Origin of the sequence: Cellulomonas sp. PS-H5, assembly GCF_019265565.1 — a bacterium.
Lineage (GTDB): Bacteria > Actinomycetota > Actinomycetes > Actinomycetales > Cellulomonadaceae > Cellulomonas.
Genome location: NZ_JAHVCI010000003.1, coordinates 40,915 through 59,429, shown reverse-complemented (window position 1 = coordinate 59,429; position 18,515 = coordinate 40,915). Strand labels below are relative to the sequence as shown.

General features: G+C 76.2%; 18 protein-coding genes, 1 pseudogene and 2 riboswitches. Of the genes and pseudogenes, 12 read left to right on the top strand and 7 right to left on the bottom strand.

The features are described from left to right. Positions 1 to 577 precede the first annotated feature (577 nt). The 5 genes and pseudogenes from J5O08_RS02655 to J5O08_RS02635 all read left to right on the top strand — a co-directional run bounded on the left by J5O08_RS02655 (position 578) and on the right by J5O08_RS02635 (position 5,439). Positions 578 to 1,884, top strand: a pseudogene (locus tag J5O08_RS02655) (ABC transporter substrate-binding protein). Positions 1,885 to 1,888: 4 nt separating this feature from the next. Continuing rightward, positions 1,889 to 2,845, top strand: a complete 957-nt coding sequence (locus tag J5O08_RS02650; protein WP_147794573.1) for an ABC transporter permease — start codon at positions 1,889 to 1,891, stop codon at positions 2,843 to 2,845. 52 nt (positions 2,846 to 2,897) lie between these two features. Further along, on the top strand, positions 2,898 to 3,812 hold the full coding sequence (locus tag J5O08_RS02645; protein ID WP_218705306.1) for an ABC transporter permease: 915 nt from the start codon (positions 2,898 to 2,900) through the stop codon (positions 3,810 to 3,812). Continuing rightward, positions 3,809 to 4,642, top strand: a complete 834-nt coding sequence (locus J5O08_RS02640) for an ABC transporter ATP-binding protein (RefSeq protein ID WP_218705304.1) — start codon at positions 3,809 to 3,811, stop codon at positions 4,640 to 4,642. Before J5O08_RS02645 ends, J5O08_RS02640 begins: the two co-directional genes overlap by 4 nt. Next, the gene (locus tag J5O08_RS02635; RefSeq protein WP_218705302.1) at positions 4,639 to 5,439 is read left to right on the top strand and encodes an ABC transporter ATP-binding protein; all 801 of its coding nucleotides are present in this window, start codon (positions 4,639 to 4,641) and stop codon (positions 5,437 to 5,439) included. The genes J5O08_RS02640 and J5O08_RS02635 overlap by 4 nt, the downstream gene beginning before the upstream one ends. 118 nt (positions 5,440 to 5,557) lie before the next feature. On the opposite strand, the gene J5O08_RS02630 is transcribed toward J5O08_RS02635, so the two are convergent. Together J5O08_RS02630 and J5O08_RS02625 are read right to left on the bottom strand one after the other, a co-directional pair. Continuing rightward, positions 5,558 to 7,690, bottom strand: a complete 2,133-nt coding sequence (locus J5O08_RS02630) for an acyl-CoA dehydrogenase (protein ID WP_218705300.1) — start codon at positions 7,688 to 7,690, stop codon at positions 5,558 to 5,560. Between the two features lie 45 nt (positions 7,691 to 7,735). After that, positions 7,736 to 8,446, bottom strand: a complete 711-nt coding sequence (locus tag J5O08_RS02625) for a TetR/AcrR family transcriptional regulator (RefSeq protein WP_218705298.1) — start codon at positions 8,444 to 8,446, stop codon at positions 7,736 to 7,738. A 135-nt stretch (positions 8,447 to 8,581) separates the two neighbouring features. Between J5O08_RS02625 and J5O08_RS02620 the strand changes: the two genes are divergently transcribed. Genes J5O08_RS02620 through J5O08_RS02610 form a run of 3 tightly spaced genes read left to right on the top strand, consistent with a single transcriptional unit; the run spans position 8,582 to position 12,335 of the window. Then, a complete protein-coding gene (locus J5O08_RS02620) occupies positions 8,582 to 9,934 on the top strand; it encodes an acetyl-CoA C-acetyltransferase (RefSeq protein ID WP_217614550.1) in 1,353 nt (450 codons plus the stop codon). Then, on the top strand, positions 9,934 to 11,298 hold the full coding sequence (locus J5O08_RS02615; RefSeq protein ID WP_218705296.1) for a 3-oxoacyl-ACP reductase: 1,365 nt from the start codon (positions 9,934 to 9,936) through the stop codon (positions 11,296 to 11,298). The genes J5O08_RS02620 and J5O08_RS02615 overlap by 1 nt, the downstream gene beginning before the upstream one ends. Further along, positions 11,295 to 12,335, top strand: coding sequence for a MaoC/PaaZ C-terminal domain-containing protein (locus J5O08_RS02610; protein ID WP_308281285.1), 1,041 nt, complete (start codon positions 11,295 to 11,297; stop codon positions 12,333 to 12,335). The genes J5O08_RS02615 and J5O08_RS02610 overlap by 4 nt, the downstream gene beginning before the upstream one ends. 30 nt (positions 12,336 to 12,365) lie before the next feature. Here the strand turns inward: J5O08_RS02610 and J5O08_RS02605 are convergent, their stop codons facing one another. Together J5O08_RS02605 and J5O08_RS02600 are read right to left on the bottom strand one after the other, a co-directional pair. After that, the gene (locus J5O08_RS02605) at positions 12,366 to 12,632 is read right to left on the bottom strand and encodes a hypothetical protein (protein WP_217614548.1); all 267 of its coding nucleotides are present in this window, start codon (positions 12,630 to 12,632) and stop codon (positions 12,366 to 12,368) included. Further along, positions 12,629 to 13,042: a hypothetical protein gene (locus J5O08_RS02600; RefSeq protein WP_218705295.1), complete on the bottom strand. Its 414-nt coding sequence runs from the start codon at positions 13,040 to 13,042 to the stop codon at positions 12,629 to 12,631. Before J5O08_RS02600 ends, J5O08_RS02605 begins: the two co-directional genes overlap by 4 nt. 76 nt (positions 13,043 to 13,118) lie before the next feature. Here J5O08_RS02600 and J5O08_RS02595 point away from each other — a divergent pair, with 76 nt between their 5' ends. After that, complete coding sequence (locus tag J5O08_RS02595; RefSeq protein ID WP_218705293.1) at positions 13,119 to 13,742, top strand: pentapeptide repeat-containing protein; 624 nt, start codon at positions 13,119 to 13,121, stop codon at positions 13,740 to 13,742. 18 nt (positions 13,743 to 13,760) lie between these two features. Here the strand turns inward: J5O08_RS02595 and J5O08_RS02590 are convergent, their stop codons facing one another. Further along, a complete protein-coding gene (locus J5O08_RS02590) occupies positions 13,761 to 14,237 on the bottom strand; it encodes a hypothetical protein (protein WP_218705291.1) in 477 nt (158 codons plus the stop codon). A gap of 114 nt (positions 14,238 to 14,351) precedes the next feature. After that, positions 14,352 to 15,731 (bottom strand): aminotransferase class V-fold PLP-dependent enzyme, encoded by a 1,380-nt coding sequence (locus J5O08_RS02585; protein ID WP_218705289.1) that lies wholly within the window; start codon positions 15,729 to 15,731, stop codon positions 14,352 to 14,354. A gap of 48 nt (positions 15,732 to 15,779) precedes the next feature. Next, positions 15,780 to 15,895, bottom strand: a riboswitch (SAM riboswitch). Positions 15,896 to 16,012: 117 nt separating this feature from the next. Continuing rightward, positions 16,013 to 16,115: riboswitch (SAM riboswitch) on the top strand. Between the two features lie 6 nt (positions 16,116 to 16,121). Here J5O08_RS02585 and J5O08_RS02580 point away from each other — a divergent pair. From J5O08_RS02580 to J5O08_RS02570, 3 genes are read left to right on the top strand one after another with little or no spacing between them, the layout of a single operon-like run. Beyond that, on the top strand, positions 16,122 to 16,331 hold the full coding sequence (locus tag J5O08_RS02580) for a DUF1737 domain-containing protein (protein ID WP_218705288.1): 210 nt from the start codon (positions 16,122 to 16,124) through the stop codon (positions 16,329 to 16,331). Continuing rightward, positions 16,328 to 16,753, top strand: coding sequence for a rhodanese-like domain-containing protein (locus tag J5O08_RS02575; RefSeq protein ID WP_217614544.1), 426 nt, complete (start codon positions 16,328 to 16,330; stop codon positions 16,751 to 16,753). The genes J5O08_RS02580 and J5O08_RS02575 overlap by 4 nt, the downstream gene beginning before the upstream one ends. Beyond that, the gene (locus J5O08_RS02570; RefSeq protein ID WP_218705287.1) at positions 16,750 to 18,003 is read left to right on the top strand and encodes an O-succinylhomoserine sulfhydrylase; all 1,254 of its coding nucleotides are present in this window, start codon (positions 16,750 to 16,752) and stop codon (positions 18,001 to 18,003) included. Before J5O08_RS02575 ends, J5O08_RS02570 begins: the two co-directional genes overlap by 4 nt. Positions 18,004 to 18,026: 23 nt before the next feature. Here the strand turns inward: J5O08_RS02570 and J5O08_RS02565 are convergent, their stop codons facing one another. Then, positions 18,027 to 18,509 (bottom strand): hypothetical protein, encoded by a 483-nt coding sequence (locus J5O08_RS02565; protein ID WP_218705286.1) that lies wholly within the window; start codon positions 18,507 to 18,509, stop codon positions 18,027 to 18,029. Positions 18,510 to 18,515 lie beyond the last annotated feature (6 nt).

Genomic DNA, 18,515 nt, shown 5'->3' with positions numbered 1-18,515 from the left:
TCATCCGCATCATGCGCCAGACGACCCTCCCCGCACGAACCCGCGCCTGTCGACCCGCGTCGACCGCCGCGTGCTGTTGTCGTCGCTGAGCGCCCCGCGTCCCTGACGCCCGCGCGTCCCTGACGCGCCCGGCGCGCCGCCGCACCGGCACCGCCGACCGGAGCCCGCTCCGTCCCCACGCGCCCGTCGCGCCACCCCGTCCCGGGAATTCCCGACCCACCGGTCTGGTTCCGGTCCACCGGGGAGCCGCGGCGCCGACGCACGCACCCGGCCGCGGGCAGCCCGCCCGGCGCCCGGACGCACGCCCATCCCCCTCGCGCGGCACACCGCCGCGCGGCCCTCCCGGAAGGACACCCCCGTGAGCACCCGTCGCTCCCGCCGCGCCCCGCTCGGCGCCGCCCTGGCCGTCGCCGCCGCCCTGGCGCTGGCCGCCTGCGGCTCCGGCTCGGGCTCCGGCGGCGACTCGTCCGCCGCCTCGGGCACGCCCGACGCCTCGGCCGAGATCGTCATCGGCTCCACCAACGAGCCCACCGGGCTCGTCCGCAACGTCGGCGGCTCGTCCGGCGTCTCGCAGACCATGACCCGCAACGTCTTCGAGGGCCTGACCTCGGTGGACGTGGACGGGCAGGTCATCCCGACGCTCGCCGAGTCCTGGGACGTGTCGGACGACGGCCTGACGTACACCTTCCACCTGCAGCCGGACGTGACCTTCCACGACGGCACGCCGCTGACCGCGGACGACGTGGTGTGGAGCATCTCCGAGGCGATCGGCCCGGAGTCGAAGTCCGCCCGCAAGAGCGACCTGCTCGTCATCCAGCAGGCCACCGCGGTCGACGACGCCACCGTCGAGCTCGACCTGTCCCGCCCGTCGCAGGGCCTGACGTTCTACCTCGCCTCCGTCACGATCGTGAAGGACGGCGACACGGAGCTGACCAGCGACAACGGCACCGGCCCCTACCGGTTCGTCGAGTGGGTGCAGGGCGACCACCTGACGATCGAGAAGTTCGACGGCTACTGGGGCGAGCCCGCCAAGAACGCCGGCGTGACGTTCCGGTTCTTCCAGGACACCACCGCGCTGAACAACGCGCTGCTCACCGGCGACCTGGACCTGGTCATCGCGGAGGACTCCCCCGACCAGCTCGTGCAGTTCGAGGACAACCCGGACTTCACGATCACCGAGGGCACCTCGACCAGCAGCTCTGGGCGTTCAACGACCGCGAGGCGCCGTTCAGCGACGTCCGCGTCCGCCAGGCGCTCTACAAGGCGATCGACCGCGACGCGATCCTGTCGGCGGTCTGGGACGGCTACGGCCAGGTCATCGGCTCGATGGTCCCGCCGACGGACCCGTGGTTCGTCGACCAGGCCGACGTGCACGGCTACGACCCGGAGGCCGCGCAGGCGCTCCTCGACGAGGCAGGCGTCACCGACCTGGAGATCTCCGTGGACTACATCCCGGACGACACCACCGAGGCGATCCTCGCGCTGCTCACCAAGAACCTCGCCGCGGTGGGCGTCACGCTGACCCCGAACCCGATCGACGACGCGACCTGGTACCAGAAGGTCTACACGGACCACGACTTCCAGACCACGCTCATGGGCCACGTGAACCCGCGCGACGTGCTCTGGTACGCGAACCCCGACTTCTACTGGGGCTACGACAACCCGCAGGTGCAGGAGTGGGTCGCCCAGGCCGACGAGGCGAGCACCGAGGCCGAGCAGGTCGACCTGCTGAAGCAGGTCAACGAGACCATCGGCGAGGAGGCGGCGTCCGCCTGGCTGTACCTGGACCCGCAGATCCGCGTCGCCCGCTCCGACGTCACCGGCTTCCCCGTCGACCAGGTGACCGAGTCGTTCTACGTCGCCGACATCGTCCGGGAGTCCTGACACCGTGCGTGCTGCACTGCTGCGGATCGGCGCCCTGCTGATCTCCCTCGTCCTGGCCAGCGTGGTCGTGTTCGTCGTGCTCCGGCTGCTGCCGGGCGACGCCGCGGGCGCGACCCTGGGCGTGGGCACCACCACGGACCAGCTCGACCAGCTCCGCTCGGAGCTCGGGACGGACCAGCCGGTGGTGACGCAGTACGTGCAGTGGCTCGGGCAGATCGTCCGCGGGGACCTCGGCACGTCGTTCGTGTCGCGGCTCCCCGTGGCCGACCTGATCACGCAGAAGCTGCCCATCACGGTGCCGCTCAGCCTGTCGGCGTTCGTCCTGGCCGTGCTCGTGTCGGTGCCCCTCGGCGTGATCGCCGCGGTGCACCGGCGCGGGCCGGTCGGGGTCGCGGTGTCGGCCGTCTCCCAGCTCGGCGTCGCGGTGCCGGTGTTCTGGGTGGGCGTGCTGCTCGTGCTCGTGCTCGCCCTGCAGGCCCGGTGGCTGCCGGCGGGCGGCTTCCCGCGCACCGGCTGGGACGACCCCGCCGCCGCGGTGCGGTCGCTGGTGCTGCCGGTGGTGACCGTGGCGATCGCCATGTCGGCGGTCATGGTCCGGTACGTGCGGTCCGCGACCCTCGACGTGCTGGACCAGGACTACCTGCGCACCGCGCGGTCCCTCGGCTACGGCCGGTGGCACGCGCTGGCGCGGCACGGGTTGCGCAACGCGGCCGTGCCCGTCGTGTCGATCCTCGGCATCGAGCTGGCGACCTCGCTGCTCGGCGCCGTCGTGATCGAGAACGTGTTCGCCCTCCCCGGGCTGGGCACGCTGCTGCTCGACTCGGTGACCTCCCGCGACCTGCCGGTGGTGCAGGCGCTCGTGCTGGGGCTGACCGCGATCGTGCTGATCATGAACGCGCTGGTCGATCTCGGGCAGCGCGCCATCGACCCGCGGCTGCGGACGGCGGAGGTGACGGCATGAGCACACCCCACGACATCGCTCGCTCCGCTCCCGATCTCGCGGGGGCCCCAGCATGACCGGCGAGCTCACGACCACCACCCCGGTCGCGCGGGGCGTCGAGGCGCCCGGCGCCACGCCGGAGACCCCCGCGACCGGGCGTGCCCGCGGCGCCCGCCGCCTGCCCCCGTCGCTCGTCGTCGGCGCCGTCCTGGTCGGCCTCGTCGCCCTGGTCGGTCTGGTGTCGCTGTTCTGGACCCCCTACGCCCTCGACGACACCGGCACCGGCGAGCGCCTGGCCGGCCCGAGCGCCGCGCACTGGGGCGGCACCGACCGCCTCGGCCGCGACCTGCTGTCCCAGCTGATGACCGGCGCGGGCAACGCCCTGGTCGTCGCCGTCGCCTCGATGCTCGTCGCCGGGGTGCTCGGCGTCGCGGTCGGCGTGCTGGCCGGCGCCACCCGGCGCTGGGTCGACGTCACGCTGCTCTCGGGGGTCGACCTGCTGATCGCCTTCCCCACGCTGCTGCTCGCCATGCTCATCGTCACGGTGCGCGGCGCCTCGCTGTCGTCGGCGATCTGGGCCATCGGCATCTCCGGGTCCGCCGTCATCGCACGGGTCACCCGGGTCAACGTCGCCCGGGTGCTGCGCGAGGACTACGTCACCGCCGCGCACGCCGCGGGCACCGGCTGGTGGGGCGCCGTGCTGCGGCACGTCGTGCCGAACGTCTGGCCGACCCTGCTGGTGCAGCTGATGCTGCTCGGCGGCGGCGCGGTGCTCGCCGAGGCGTCGCTGTCCTACCTCGGCCTGGGCGCCCCGCCGCCCAACGCGTCCTGGGGCCGGCTGCTCCAGGAGGCGCAGTCGACCATGCTCGTCCAGCCGTGGGGCGCGATCCTGCCCGGCGTCGCGATCGTGGTCGCCGTGCTCGGGCTGAACCTGCTCGGCGACGGCGTCCGCGAGCGCACCGACCCCAACCTGCGAGGTGACCGATGACCGCCCTCCTGTCCGTCGAGGAGCTGACCGTCACCACCTCGACCGGGCGCCGGATCCTCGACGGCGTCTCCTGGTCGCTGGACGCCGGCGGCCGGCTCGGCGTCGTCGGCGAGTCCGGCTCCGGCAAGTCGATGACCGCCCTGGCCGTGCTCGGCCTGCTGCCCGAGGGGATGCGGGCCACCGGTCGCGTCCTGCTCGACGGCGAGGACCTGCTGACGCTGCCCCCGCGGCGGCTGGCCCGGGTCCGCGGCGGGCAGGTCGCGATGGTGTTCCAGGAGCCGCTGACCGCGCTCGACCCGCTGATGACCGTCGGCCGGCAGATCACCGGCCCGCTGCGGCTGCACCGCGGGCTGCGCGGCGCGGCGGCGCGGGACGAGGCCGCCCGGCTGGCCCGGCTCGTGCACCTCGACGACACCGAGCGCATCCTCGGCTCCTACCCGTGGCAGCTGTCCGGCGGGCAGCGGCAGCGGGTCGCCCTGGCGATGGCGCTCGCCTGCGAGCCGCGCGTGCTGCTGGCGGACGAGCCGACGACCGCGCTCGACGTGACCGTCCAGGCCGAGGTGCTCGACCTGCTCGACGACCTCGTCGACCGGACCGGCGTCGCGCTCGTCTTCGTCACGCACGACCTGCCCGTGGTGGCCCGCGTCGCGCGGGACCTGGTGGTCATGCGCGACGGCCGGGTGGTCGAGCACACGTCGGTCGCCGCGGCGCTGGCCGGGGGCGAGGCCGCGTACACGCGGGAACTGGTCGGTGCGGCGCGGGCCGTGACGGGGCTGCCGGGCGGCGGGCCTGCGGCGGGTGCCGCGACGCACGAGGAGGCGGCCCGATGACCGCGACCGTCCCGACCCCGGCCGGCGCGCCGGACGCCCCCGCCGCGCCCGTGCTCGAGGCCGTCGACGTGGTCCGCACGTTCGGCGCCACCCGCGCGCTCGACGGCGTCTCCGTGCGCGTCGAGGCCGGCCGCAGCGTCGGCATCGTCGGCGAGTCCGGCTCCGGGAAGTCGACCCTGCTGCGCCAGCTGCTCGCGCTGGACACCCCGACCTCCGGCGAGGTCCGGTACCGCGGCGAGCCGCTGGTGCGCCGCGACCGCCACCTGCTCCGCCGGCTGCGCGCCGACGTCCAGCCGGTGTTCCAGGACCCGCGGTCCTCGCTCGACCCGCGGATGCGGGTCGGCGCCGTCGTGGCGGAGCCGCTGCGCTCGCTCAGGGTCCCGGGCGACCACCGGGAGCGGGTCGCCGAGGTGCTGGCCGCGGTCGGCCTCGACCCGGACGTCGCGTCCCGGTACCCGGCGCAGTTCTCCGGCGGGCAGCGGCAGCGCATCGCGATCGCCCGGGCCCTGGCGCCCCGGCCGTCGGTGCTGGTCGCCGACGAGCCCGTGTCGGCGCTCGACGTGTCGGTGCGGGGCCAGGTCGTCGACCTGCTGCAGCGGCTCGCGACGGAGCAGGGGCTGACGCTCGTGCTGGTGTCGCACGACATCGCCATCGTCGGGCGGCTGTGCGAGCGGACCGTCGTGCTGCACCACGGGCGGGTCGTCGAGGAGGGGCCGGCGGCGTCGCTGCTGGCGGACCCGCAGGAGGCGTACACCCGCCGGCTCCTGGCGGCGGTGCCGCAGCTCCCGGTGTCCTGAGCCCCGGGGCACGACTCTCGAGTGGAAGGTTCTGCCGGACACGCCCCGGGCGTGTCCGCCAGAACCTTCCACCGTGGGTCGGGTGGGCCCCCGGGCTGCTCCCGCTCCCTGCCGGGCGTCAGCGCGCCGGCTTCGGCTCCGGCACCGGCTCCGTCCCCGACGCCCGCGCCGCGCGCTGCGCCTCGCGCGCCTCCGCCTGCCGCGCGGCCTCGGCCCCCGACGCGATCTCGGCGCGCACGTGCTCCGGGGCGTACCCGAACGCGTCGACCAGGTCCTGCGCGTGCGGCCGCAGCCGCAGGAGCAGCCGCTCGATGTAGGACGTCACCGTGCGCGCCCGCCCCGCGGACAGCCGCCCGTTCACCAGGTACCAGGCGAGGTTCCGCTCGATGACGGTGAGCCCGAACAGGTCCCGCAGCCGGGTGAGCACCTGGCGGGTGCCGGCGTCGGGCACCGCGTCGAGCGCCCGGGTGAACGCCTCCCACTGCAGCAGCTCGGCGTGCGCGCGGGCCGCCTCGACGAGCTCGTGCTGGTGCGCGTCGAACAGCTCCGCCGCGACCTCGGGGGTGGCGCGCCGGGCCGGGCGCAGCGCCTGGGCGAGCTCGGCCACCATCGTCGCCACCCGGTCCGCCAGGAGGTCCCGCTGGGTGTGCGGGTCGCGGAGCTGCCCGGCCGACCGCCGTGCGTCGCCCGCGTCGACCAGGGTCTGCACGGCGCGGGCCAGCGGCATCCGGTGCAGCGCGGCGTCCGCCGCCTTGCCCGCCACCAGCCGCGCCATGACGGCCGGGTCGCCGCCGACCTGCGCGGCGTACCGGGCGAGCAGCCGCTTGCCCACGAGCTGGTAGAGCACGGTGTTGTCGCCCTCGAACGTCACGTAGACGTCGAGGTCGGCGCGCAGCGAGGTCAGCCGGTTGGCGATGAGGAAGCCCGCGCCGCCGCACGCCTCCCGGCACGTCTGCAGGGTGCGCAGCGCGTGCCAGGTCGACGTCGGCTTGAGCGCCGCCGCGAGGGTCTCGAGCTCCTCCCGGGAGTCCGGGGTGTCGTCCCGGCCGGAGAACACGTCGTCGAACGCGGGGAGCAGGTGCTCGTGCGCGAACGTCGCGGCGTAGGTCTCGGCGAGCAGCGGCAGCAGCCGGCGGCGGTGCTCGCCGTAGTCGAGCAGGACCACTTCGTCGGTCGGGGACGCCCCGGCGAACTGCCGGCGCTGGTTGCCGTAGGTCACCGCGACGACCAGGCCGAGCTTGGCCGCGTTCACCGCCGCGCCGTCGAGGGAGACCCGCCCCTGCACGAGCGTGCCGAGCATGGTGAAGAACCGGCGCCCCGGGCTGGCGATCGGGGACGAGTACGACCCGTCCGCGGCGACCGAGCCGTACCGGTCGAGCAGGTCGGCCCGCGGGACCCGCACGTGGTCGAACCACAGCCGGCCGTTGTCGATGCCGTTCAGCCCGCCCTTGAGGCCGTCGTCCTCGCCGCCGACGCCCGGCAGGAACTCCCCCGTCGCGGCGTCGCGGATCGGCACGTGGAACGCGTGCACCCCGTGGTTCACGGGCCGCGGGTCGTCCGGGCCCTGCGACACGAGCTGCGCGAACACCACCGCCGCGGTGCCGTGCTGGCCCGCGTTGCCGAGGTAGTCCTTCCACGCCGCCCGGTACGGCGTGTGGAGCACGAACTCCTCGGTCGCAGGGTCGTACGTCGCGGTGGTGCCGATGCTGGCGACGTCCGAGCCGTGGCCGGTCTCCGTCATCGCGAACGCTCCGGGCACGTCGACCGACATCGCGCCGGGCAGCAGCCGGTCGTGGTGCCGCTCGGTGCCGAGGTGCAGGATCGCCGACGCGTACAGGCCCCACTGCACGCCGGCCTTGATCTGCAGCGACGGGTCCGCCGCGACCAGCTCCTCGAACCGGGCCAGGCTGCCGCCGTGGTCGTCGGCGCCGCCGAGCCGCGCGGGGAAGGCGCGCAGGACGTCGCCCTCGGCCGCGAGGGTGCGGAGCTGGTCGAGCACCCGGGCCCGGTGCTCGGGGACGGGCAGCCCCTCGACGCGCTGGAACCGCGGCTGCGCGACCACGTCGCGCGCGCCGCGGCGCAGGTCGGCGTACCGGCCGAGCAGCACGTCGGTCAGCCGGGGCACGTCCACGCGCGGGTCCGCGTGCTTCCGGCCGTGCGGGTGGCCGGCGCCGGTGGGCCGGACGGTCGCGGTCGGGGTCGTCACCGCCGGGCCGGGGGTCGTGGCCGGGGTCGGTGCGGTGGTCGTCATGCGCGTTCCCTCCGTCGGTGCGTCGCCGTCGACGCACGGGGTGGATCAGTGCTGCGGGTGGTGCTGGTCTCGCTGCGGTGCGGGCTCGGCGCGGCCGGCCTGCTCGCGGGTTCGGGCGCCGACCGGCCCGGCCCAGAGCCACGCGGCGACGCGGGTGGCGACGTCCTCGCGGTCCTCGCGGCCGGCGCCCGGGGTGCCGGGCGCCGCGAGCCAGCGCTCACCCGCGCCCCGCACGAACCCGACGGCGCCGGCGGCCCACAGCCGCGTCCAGGCCGCGTCGGCGGGGTCGGCCGTGGCGCCGGGCCCCTCCTCCAGCGCCCGCACGAACGGCGCTGCCACCAGCTCGGTGACCGAGTCGAGGAAGTGGCCCACGGAGCCGCCGCGGGTCACGAACGCGTAGACGTGCGGCGAGGACTCGATCATCGACAGGTAGGTGTCGACCATCCCGCGCAGGGCGTCGCGCGGCCCGGCCGCCCCCGCCGCGGCCGCGTCCAGGGCGTCCCGGATGTCGGCGACCACCGCCGCGGCGACCGCGAGCTGCAGCCCGTCCTTGTCGGTGAAGTACCGGTAGACGATCGACTTCGAGGTGCCGGCGGCCGCCGCGATGTCGTCCATCGACACGTCCGGGCCGCCGTGGTGCACCACCTTGCGCGCGACGCGCACGAGCTCGGCGCGGCGGGCCTCGCGGTGGTCCTCCCACCGGGTCGACCGGCCGTCGTCCGTCGCCGTCGACGGTGCGCGGGTGATCGGGGTCACAGAACCGACGGTATCAGGTACTGTGAGTTTCGGGCACCGTTGCTGCAAGGGACCGAGGTCCCGACTTTCCCCGGCCGCAGCGGGCAGCACCCGACCCGGCACCACCCTGATCGACGACGATGCGGGAGGACCCCGATGGCAGCGACCCCCAGCTCACCCACGGCAGCCACGACGACCGGCGGCACGCGCGCCGTGGTGGTCGGCGGCAACCGGATCCCGTTCGCGCGGGCCGGCGGGCCGTACGCGCGGGTGAGCAACCTCGACATGCTCACGGCCGCGCTCGACGGGCTCGTCGCCCGGTACGGGCTGCAGGACGAGGTGCTGGGCGAGGTCGTCGCCGGCGCCGTGCTCAAGCACAGCCGCGACTTCAACCTCACCCGCGAGGCCGTGCTCGGCTCGCCGCTGTCGGCGCGCACCCCGGCGTACGACCTGCAGCAGGCGTGCGCGACCGGGCTCGAGGCGGTCGTGTCGATCGCCAACAAGATCCGGCTCGGCCAGGTCGAGTCGGGCGTCGCGGGCGGCGTCGACTCCGCGTCGGACGTGCCGATCGCGGTCAGCGAGGGCCTGCGCCGGACGCTGCTCACCCTGGCCCGGGCGAAGACGGTCCCGCAGCGGCTCAAGGCGGCGTCGGCGCTCCGGCCCGGCGACCTCAAGCCGGCGACGCCGCGCACCGACGAGCCGCGCACCGGCCTGTCGATGGGCGAGCACCAGGCGCTCACCACCGCGCAGTGGGGCATCTCCCGGCAGGCGCAGGACGAGGTCGCGCTCGCCAGCCACCAGCGCCTCGCCGCCGCCTACGAGGACGGCTTCTTCGACGACCTCGTCACCCCGTACCGCGGCCTCGTCCGCGACCAGAACCTGCGCGCGGACACCTCGCTGGAGAAGCTCGGGAAGCTGAAGCCGGTGTTCGGCACCCGGCTCGACACCCCGGCGACGATGACCGCCGGCAACTCGACGCCGCTCACCGACGGCGCGTCCGCGGTGCTGCTCGCGTCCGAGGACTGGGCGCACGCCCGGGGGCTGACCCCGCTCGCCGCCGTGGTCGACGCCGAGACCGCCGCCGTCGACTTCGTGCACGGCGAGGACGGGCTGCTGATGGCGCCGGTGTACGCGGTGCCGCGGCTGCTCGCCCGGCAGGGCCTCGGGCTCGGCGACCTCGACTACGTGGAGATCCACGAGGCCTTCGCGTCCACGCTGCTCACCACGCTGGCGGCCTGGGAGGACAAGGAGTTCTGCCTGTCCCGCCTCGGCCTGGACGACGCGCTCGGCACCGTCGACCGCGAGCGCCTCAACGTGCACGGCTCCTCGCTGGCGGCCGGGCACCCGTTCGCCGCGACCGGCGGCCGGATCGTGGCGACGGTCGCCAAGACGCTGCACCGGCGCCGCGCCGAGCTGCTCGCCGCCGGCGAGGACCGGCCGGTCCGCGCCCTGGTGTCCGTGTGCGCCGCGGGCGGCCTGGGGGTCGCGGCGATCCTGGAGGCGGTGTGATGGCGACCGACACCTACCTGGACCTGGTGAACAGCGGGTTCACCGCCAAGGTCGCGAAGCAGCTCGGCCTCCCCCGTCCCGCGCGGCTGCGCCGGTACCGCGCGGGCACCCCGCTCGTCGACGGCCCGGTGCTGGTCCTCGGCGAGGGCGGCGACGCCGACACGCTCGCGCAGTTCCTGGCCGGCACCTCGCCCGAGCACAAGGGGTGGGACCTGGACGTGCGCCGGCACGCCGGCGAGGGCACCCGGTTCGCGGCCGTCGTCCTCGCCCTGACCGAGGTCGCGCACCCGCGGGACCTGGCCGAGCCCCTGCTGGCGCTCGCGCCGGTGCTCAAGACGCTCGCGCCGGGCGGCCGCGTCGTCACCGTGTCCCGGGGCGCCACGCCCGACCAGGCGCCCGCGCTCGCCGCCGCGCGGCAGGGCGTCGACGGCGCGCTGCGGTCGATCGCGAAGGAGCTCCGCGCCGGGGCCACCGGCAACGGCGTGGTCCTGGCCGACGACGTGCCGGTCACCGCGCCCGCCGTCCTCGGCGCGCTCCGGTTCCTGCTGTCCGCCCGGTCGGCCTACGTGGACGGCCAGCTGCTCCCGGTCGACTCCGCGGCCGGCGCGCTGCCCGCCGACTGGGAGCGGCCGCTGGAGGGCCGGGTCGCCGTCGTGACCGGCGCCGCCCGCGGGATCGGCGAGGCCATCGCGACCACGCTCGCGCGGGACGGCGCCACGGTCGTGGCCGTCGACGTGCCCGCCGCGGGCGAGGCGCTGGCGGCCGTCGCCAACCGGGTGCGCGGCACGGCGCTGCAGCTCGACGTCACCGCGGACGACGCCGGCGCCCGGATCCTGGAGCACGCGCTCGGGCGGCACGGGCGGCTCGACGTCATGGTGCACAACGCCGGCATCACGCGGGACAAGCTGCTCGCCAACATGACGCCCGACCGCTGGGAGTCGGTGATCGCGGTGAACATCGCCGCGCAGCTCCGGATCAACGAGGCCCTGCTGACCTCGGGCGACTTCGCCGACGCGCCGCGCATCGTGTCGCTCGCGTCGACGTCGGGCATCGCGGGCAACCGCGGGCAGAGCAACTACGCCGCGTCCAAGGGCGGGGTCATCGGCATGGTGCAGGCCACCGCGCCGCTGCTCGCCGCGTTCGGCGGCACCGCCAACGCGGTCGCCCCCGGGTTCATCGAGACCGAGATGACCGCGCGGATGCCGGCCCTCACCCGGCAGGTCGCGCGCCGGCTGTCGTCGCTCCAGCAGGGCGGGCTGCCGGTGGACGTGGCGGAGGCCGTGGCGTTCCTCGCGTCGCCGCAGGCGGGCGGGGTCGTCGGGCAGGTGCTGCGCGTGTGCGGGCAGAGCATGGTGGGCCGGTGACGGCGGTCGAGGCGCGGGAGCGGGACGCAGAGCCGGGCGGGCCGGGGGCTCCGGGGGCCGCTGGGGCGGGCGGGGCCGCCGGGCGCCGGGTGCTGACGCTCGCGGAGTCGCCCGGGCTCGGCGGGCTGTACGCGCGCGCCGGGCTGGCCTCGGGGCGCGCGGCGGTCGGCGGGCCGGTGCGACGGGTGCTGGGCGGGGTGCCGGGAATCCCCGGAGGTCCGGACGCCGAGAGCCCGCGCACCGCCCCGGCGCTGCCGCCCGTCGAGCACCGGCTCGGCGGCGTCGTCCCCGACCCGGCGCGGCTCACCGCCTACCAGCACCTCGTCGGCGAGCCTGCGACGGACGTGCTGCCCGCGGGCTTCGTGCACGTCCTCGCGTTCCCGGTCGGCATCGCCCTGATCGTCCGGCCGGACTTCCCGATGCCGCCGCTCGGCATCGTGCACCTCGCCAACCGGGTCGAGCAGCGCTCGCCGCTGCGGGTCGGGGACACCCTGGACATCCGGTCCTGGGCGGAGGACCTGCGGCCGCACCGCAAGGGCGCGCAGGTCGAGCTGGTCGCCGAGGTGCGCCGCGCGGGCGCCGCCGCCGACGAGCCGCCGGCCTGGCGCGGGGTGTCGACCTACCTGGCGCCGGGGGTCCGGGTGCCCGGGCCGGAGCCGGAGGACGGCGCCCGCCCGGAGTTCGTCGCGCCCGTGCCCACCGGTCGGTGGGCGTTCGACGCCGGGGCGGGCCGCCGGTACGCCGCCGTGTCGGGCGACGCCAACCCCATCCACCTGCACCCGCTGACCGCGCGGGCGCTCGGGTTCCCGCGGGCCATCGCGCACGGGATGCTCACCGCCGCGCGGGCGCTCGCCGCGGTCGGCGCCCGGCGCGGGGAGGCGTACGACTGGGACGTGGAGTTCGCGTCGCCGGTCCTGCTGCCGTCGACGCCGGTGGTACGGGTCGCGGCGACGGGGAACGCGGCGTGGTCGGTGACGGCGTGGGACGCGAAGCGCCGGAAGCCGCACCTGACGGCGGAGGTGCGGGGGCGAGGGTGAGGCCGGCGCGGTCCGGCGGGTGCGGGGTGCCTAGGTGAACAGGGCGCGGAGCATCCGCCGGATCGGGCCGCCGCGGGTGAGGCGCTCGTACTCGGCGGTCCAGAACCGCTCCATCTCCATCTCGTGCCGAGTCGCCTCCTCCAGCCGCTCGCGTCGCTCGCGGTCACGGTCCACGGCCTGCTGCCACAGGTCGCCGCCCTCCGACAGCCGCCGGACGTACTCGCGTGCCTCCGCGGCGAACTCCGGGCTCACCGGGCGGCGGCCGCCGCTGCTCGACCGCTGCTGGTCGGGGGTCATCGTCCCGCTCCCTCCGGCTCGGTGATCTGCTCCCACGTTACTGTCGCGAGCGCCGACCGCACAGGGTCATCTGCGGCCGCGGCCAGCGCCTTGAGCACCGGGCCGAGGGCCTCGTCCTCGGTGCCGTCCAGGCGCTCCACCACCCAGGTGTACGACTCCCACCACTGCGCCCGGCGACGGTCCCGCTCCTGGCCCTCGCGTTCCCGTGACGCGAGCCACGCGGTGTGCCTCCTCGTCGCCACAGCCGCTGCCCGGTCGGCGCGGATCCGTGCCTGCGCCGCGGCAAGACCCAGCACCGCGGCGAGCACGGCCGCCAGCGCCGCCGGCCCCGGGGACAGCAGGAACTCCGCCAGCCACTCGGCCGTCCCGAGCGCCGGCGCCGCCTGCGTCACCGCCGCTCCCGCCGCCATGCCGACCACGCTAGAGGCCCCGGGACCCCGATCGACCGTCGTCCACAGCCCGGGTTCGGGGTGCGAGGCTGGACCCATGCCCGCCCCGCGCACCGACCTCCTCGACCCGTACCCCGGCCCTGTCGAGCCCGAGGGCGACTACGACCGCCTCCTGCTCGACGGCCTCGACCTCGCCGGCGCCGACGCGGAGAGCGCCCGGTTCATCGAGTGCCTGCTCCGGGGGTGCGACCTGGACGGGGCGGAGCTCGACCACGCCCACCTCGTCGACACCACGCTCGCCGAGTGCCGGGCGGGGATGCTCCGCGCGCGCTCGGGCACGTGGCGCGACGTCACGCTCGAGGGCTGCCGGCTCGGCGCGCTCGAGGCGTTCGGCGGCTCCTGGGACCGGGTGACGGTCGAGGGCGGCAAGATCGACTACCTCAACCTGCGCGACGCCCGGCTGCAGGACGTCCGCCTGGTCGGCTGCACCATCGGCGACCTCGACCTCGCGGGCGTCCGTGCGGCGCGGGTCCGGCTGGAGGACTGCCGGGTCGGGCGGCTGGACCTGACCCGGGCGCAGCTGAAGGACGTCGACCTGCGCGGCGCGGAGCTCGCGGGCATCGACGGCACCGCCGGCCTGAAGGGCGCGACGATCAGCCAGGCACAGCTGCTCGACCTGGCGGGCGCGCTGGCGGCGCACCTCGGGGTCGCGGTGCGGTGATGCCGCGCCGGCACGCCGTCATCCCGCGGGCCCGACCGACGCCGAGAGCGCGGCTGCGGCCGCGCGGATCCGGGCCGCGTGCTCGCGCACGACCGCCGCGCGCGCGTGCGCCTCGGCCCCCTGCTCCGCTCGCGACCCGTTGACCGGGATCGTCATCGCGTCCAGGGTGGTCGCCTCCTCCAGCAGGCCGGCGAGCGCGTCCCGCGCCGCGTGGTCGTCGGTCCGCGCCCCCGCGTCCAGCAGCACCTCCCGCCCCGACCGGAGCGCGTCGCCGATCTCCGACCAGGCACTCTGCTGGTCGGCGACGCCCGCGTCGACGAGGCGCTGCTCGCGCTGATCCCACGCCTGCCACCGGGGGTATCCGACGGCCGCGGCGCCCGCGCCGACCACGAGCACCGCCATCGCCGTCACCAGCCCGACCCGGCGCCACCTCCGGCGCCGACGGGCCCGCGCCCGGTCCAGCGCCGCGTACGGCGTCTCCACGACCTCGCTCACCGCTCCGTCCTCCCGGCACCCCGCGGTCAGTGCACCACGGGGTCCCGGCTCGGAGGAACCCCGAAACCGGCGCCGACGACCCGCCCCCTGCGCGGGCCGCCCGGCGCCGGGGTCTCAGTCCTCGACGGCCGGCCCGCAGGCCGCCGCGGCGGTCGCCGCGATCGCGTCGATGCCGGTCACGGCGGGCCGGGGCCGGGTGTCGTCCGCCACCGTCCAGCAGTCGTCGACGACCTCGTAGGACGCCGCGGGACCCTCGGTGACGTACGCGTGCAGCCCGGCGAGCAGCCGGTCGACCGTCTCCGTGGTCGTCCCGACCCCGACGGAGGCGCGGATCGCCCCGCCCGTCACGCCGACCCGGGCCAGCAGCGGGTGGGCGCAGAACCGGCCGTCCCGGACGCCGATGCCGTGCTCGGCGGACAGGTAGGCGGCCACGAGGCCGGAGTCGTGGTCGCCGAGCGTGAACGCGACCACGCCGACCGGGTCCGTCGAGTCGGACCACAGCCGCAGCACCCGGGCCCCCGGGATCGCCGCCAGCCCGTCGACCAGGCGCTCGCGCAGCGTGCGCTCGTGCTCGACCAGGGCCCCGGCAGGCAGGGCGGCGAGGGCGTCGCACGCCTCGGCCAGCGCGACGGCGCCGAGCACGTTGGGCGACCCGCCCTCGTGCCGCGCGGGCGCCGGCTGCCACAGCGTCCGGTCGGTGCGCACGTCGCGGACGGCGCCGCCGCCGGCCAGGTACGGCGTGCCGGCGTCGAGCCAGTCGCGCCGGCCCACCAGGGCGCCCGCGCCGAACGGCGCGTAGGTCTTGTGCCCGGAGAAGGCGACGTAGTCGACGCCGCTGGCCGCGAGCGAGAACGCCCGGTGCGGCACGAGCTGCGCGCCGTCGACGGCGACGCGGGCGCCGGCCTCCTGCGCGAGGGCGACCACCGAGGCGATCGGCAGCGCCTCGCCCGTGACGTTCGACGCCCCGGTCAGCGTGACGAGCGCGTACGGCTGGCGGGCGAGCTCGGTGCGCAGCGCCGTCAGCGTCTCGGCCACGGTCGGCGCCGACGGCAGGATCGTCGCCGTGCGGCCGGAGCCGCGGACCGACCGGACCCACGGCAGCAGGTTCGCGTGGTGCTCGACGTCCAGGACGAGCACCCGGCCGCCGTCGGGGACGCAGCCGGCCAGCAGGTTCAGGGCGTCGGTCGTGTTCCGGGTGATGACCGCGACGTCGTCGGGGCGCGCGCCCACGAACCGGGCGACCGTGGCGCGGGACGCCTCGTACAGCGCCGTCGACACCTGGGACAGGTAGCCGGCGCCGCGGTGCACCGACGCGTACAGCGGCAGCACCTCGACGACGCGGGCGGCCACGGACTCGAGCGCCGGCGCGGACGCGGCGTAGTCGAGGTTCGCGTACGGCACGGACCGGCCGTCGACCAGCGGGACGCGCGTGTCCCCGCCGACGACGGGCAGCAGGGCGGCCTCGGCACACGAGGTGGTGGCGGTGACGGACATGGGACTACCCCCGAGCGGATCGGTGGGGGCCCGGTCGCCGACCGGGCGACCCCGCGCTTGCCGGCCACCGGTCGGTGGACGGCCAGGTCGTCACCCGGGGCACCCCGCCGCGGAGGGAGGGTTGCCGGCCAGCGAGCCGGGGCTTCGCGCTGGCGCTCATGACCTCGTCCGAGGATGAGGCGGGCCGCGCGCAGGTGTCAACCGTGGTCCACGGTGCGACACGGGTTCACCCGGGCGCGGCCGGGCGGTCATCCTGGTCCGGGCGATGGCGTAGCATCGCCGCACCATCCAGAGCGGCCGAGAGATCTGGCTCGTCGACGCCGCAGCAACCCGCGGACCCCCACCGGGGCCGGCCGAGGGTGCTTCCGCCAGATCCGATGGAGGAGAGGCATGACCGACACCGACGACCGCCTGCGCTACCGCCTGCTGACGGGGCCCGACGACCGCTCGTTCTGCGAGCGGGTCAGCGCCGCCCTGGCCGAGGGCTACGAGCTCCACGGCGGGCCTGCCGCCACCTTCGACGGGGAGCGGGTGATCGTCGCCCAGGCCGTCGTGCTGCCCGCCGCGGCCGCCCCCGGCAACCCGGTGCGCCCGCTGTGACCGCGCCGTACGCGGGTGACCTCACCCCGCAGGAGGCCTGGGACCTGCTGCTGACCGACGAGCGCGCCGTCCTCGTGGACGTCCGCACCGAGGGCGAGTGGCAGACCATCGGCGTCCCGGACACCGCCGACGCCGGCGAGGGCCGCACGGCGTTCGTCGAGTGGACCGACGCGTTCGGCCGGCCCAACCCGGCGTTCCTCGACGGCCTGGCCGCCGCCGGCGTGACCGCCGACGACCCGCGCCCCGTGGTGTTCCTGTGCCGGTCGGGCGTGCGCTCCGTCGCCGCCGCGGTCACCGCGACCGCCGCGGGCCTCGGCCCGGCGTACAACGTGCTCACCGGTTTCGAGGGCGACGTCGGCCCCGACGGCCGCCGGGGCCACCAGGGCTGGCGCGCGGCGGGCCTGCCGTGGCGGGAGGCGTGAGCGCGGGTCCCGGACCGGCGGACTGGCGGGACGAGCGGCTCCCCCGGGAGTCCCTGCGCCCGGACACGCTCGCCGTGCGCGGCGGCCACGTCCGCACGCCGTTCCAGGAGACGTCCGAGGCGCTGTTCCTCACGCAGGGCTACGTCTACTCGCGCGCCGCCGACGCCGAGGCGGCGTTCGCGGGCGAGGCCGACCGGTTCCTGTACTCGCGGTACGGCAACCCGACGGTGTCGACGTTCGAGGAGCGGCTCCGGCTGCTCGAGGGCGCCGAGGCCTGCTACGCCACGGCGTCCGGCATGTCGGCGGTGTTCACCGCGCTCGCCGCGCTCGTCCGGTCGGGCTCGCGGGTCGTCGCGGCGCGCGCGCTGTTCGGGTCGTCGGTGGTGATCTTCGACGAGATCCTCGCGAAGTGGGGCGTGCGCACCGACTACGTCGACGGCCACGTGCCCGCGCAGTGGGAGGAGGCCCTGTCGACGCCCGCGGACGTGGTGTTCTTCGAGACGCCGTCCAACCCGATGCAGGACCTGGTCGACATCGCCACGGTCAGCCGGCTCGCGCACGCCGCGGGCGCGGTCGTCGTCGTGGACAACGTGTTCGCGACGCCCGTGCTGTCCCGGCCGCTCGACTTCGGCGCCGACGTGGTCGTGTACTCGGCGACCAAGCACATCGACGGCCAGGGACGGGTGCTCGGCGGGGCCATCCTCGGCACCGACGCGTTCGTGCACGGGCCGGTGCAGACGCTGATCCGGAACACCGGGCCGTCGCTGTCGGCGTTCAACGCGTGGGTGCTGCTCAAGGGCCTGGAGACGCTGTCGCTGCGCGTCCGGCACCAGACGGCGTCCGCGCTGGAGCTCGCGACCCGGCTGGAGGGGCATCCGGCGATCGCGCAGGTCCGGTACCCGTACCTGCCGTCGCACCCGCAGCACGCCCTCGCGCTCGCGCAGCAGTCGGGCGGCGGCACGGTGGTGACGCTCGACCTGCGGGTGCCGGAGGGGTCGACGCCCGCGGAGGCCAAGGCGCTGACGTTCGGCGTGCTGGACGCGCTGCGGGTCGTGGACATCTCGAACAACCTCGGCGACGCGAAGTCGCTGGTCACCCACCCGGCGACGACGACGCACCGCAAGCTCGGCCCGGACGGGCGCGCGGCGGTCGGCATCGCGGAGTCGACGGTACGGCTGTCCGTGGGGCTGGAGGACGTCGACGACCTGGCCGACGACCTGGAGCGGGCCCTGGGCACGCTGGGCGGCTGACGGCGAGGGCGGCCCGACGGCGGTCACGTCGCCGGGTCGTCCTCCCACGGGCTCGGCAGCGGGGGCAGCGGCGTGATGCGGTCGCTGCGCCGCCACGCGACGACCGCGGCCGCCACCAGCGGCGCGCCGGAGGCTACCGCGGCGGCCACCGCCCGCGCGACGGGGACCTGCTCGAACGGCGCCGCGAACACCACCTGCGGCCACGCCCCGGCGACGGTCGCCACGGCGGCGACCGCGAGCGTGCCCGCCGCCACGACGACCGTACGGGCCCGGGACCCGGGTGGCGGCAGACGCCGGCCCACGGCCAGCACGCCGGCCCCGACCAGCAGCGCGACGGCGAGGCAGGGCACCAGGACCGGCACCAGGGTGATCGCCGTCCAGAAGGCCACGAGCACGAGCCAGTCCGCAAGGCCGAGGTGCCAGCCCAGGACCCCCGCGGCGCGCACCACCGCGAGCCACAGCGGCAGCACGACGCCCAGCAGCGCCCAGTGCCGGAGCCTCGTCACGCGCCG

Bases quoted from the DNA above. Each gene is read 5' to 3' on its own strand.
- J5O08_RS02640 (WP_218705304.1), top strand. From the start codon at position 3,809: ATGACCGCCCTCCTGTCCGTCGAGGAGCTGACCGTCACCACCTCGACC.
- J5O08_RS02595 (WP_218705293.1), top strand. From the start codon at position 13,119: ATGCCCGCCCCGCGCACCGACCTCCTCGACCCGTACCCCGGCCCTGTC.
- J5O08_RS02600 (WP_218705295.1), bottom strand. From the start codon at position 13,042: ATGGCGGCGGGAGCGGCGGTGACGCAGGCGGCGCCGGCGCTCGGGACG.
- J5O08_RS02645 (WP_218705306.1), top strand. From the start codon at position 2,898: ATGACCGGCGAGCTCACGACCACCACCCCGGTCGCGCGGGGCGTCGAG.
- J5O08_RS02615 (WP_218705296.1), top strand. From the start codon at position 9,934: ATGGCGACCGACACCTACCTGGACCTGGTGAACAGCGGGTTCACCGCC.
- J5O08_RS02620 (WP_217614550.1), top strand. From the start codon at position 8,582: ATGGCAGCGACCCCCAGCTCACCCACGGCAGCCACGACGACCGGCGGC.
- J5O08_RS02605 (WP_217614548.1), bottom strand. From the start codon at position 12,632: ATGACCCCCGACCAGCAGCGGTCGAGCAGCGGCGGCCGCCGCCCGGTG.
- J5O08_RS02585 (WP_218705289.1), bottom strand. From the start codon at position 15,731: ATGTCCGTCACCGCCACCACCTCGTGTGCCGAGGCCGCCCTGCTGCCC.
- J5O08_RS02580 (WP_218705288.1), top strand. From the start codon at position 16,122: ATGACCGACACCGACGACCGCCTGCGCTACCGCCTGCTGACGGGGCCC.
- J5O08_RS02635 (WP_218705302.1), top strand. From the start codon at position 4,639: ATGACCGCGACCGTCCCGACCCCGGCCGGCGCGCCGGACGCCCCCGCC.
- J5O08_RS02630 (WP_218705300.1), bottom strand. From the start codon at position 7,690: ATGACGACCACCGCACCGACCCCGGCCACGACCCCCGGCCCGGCGGTG.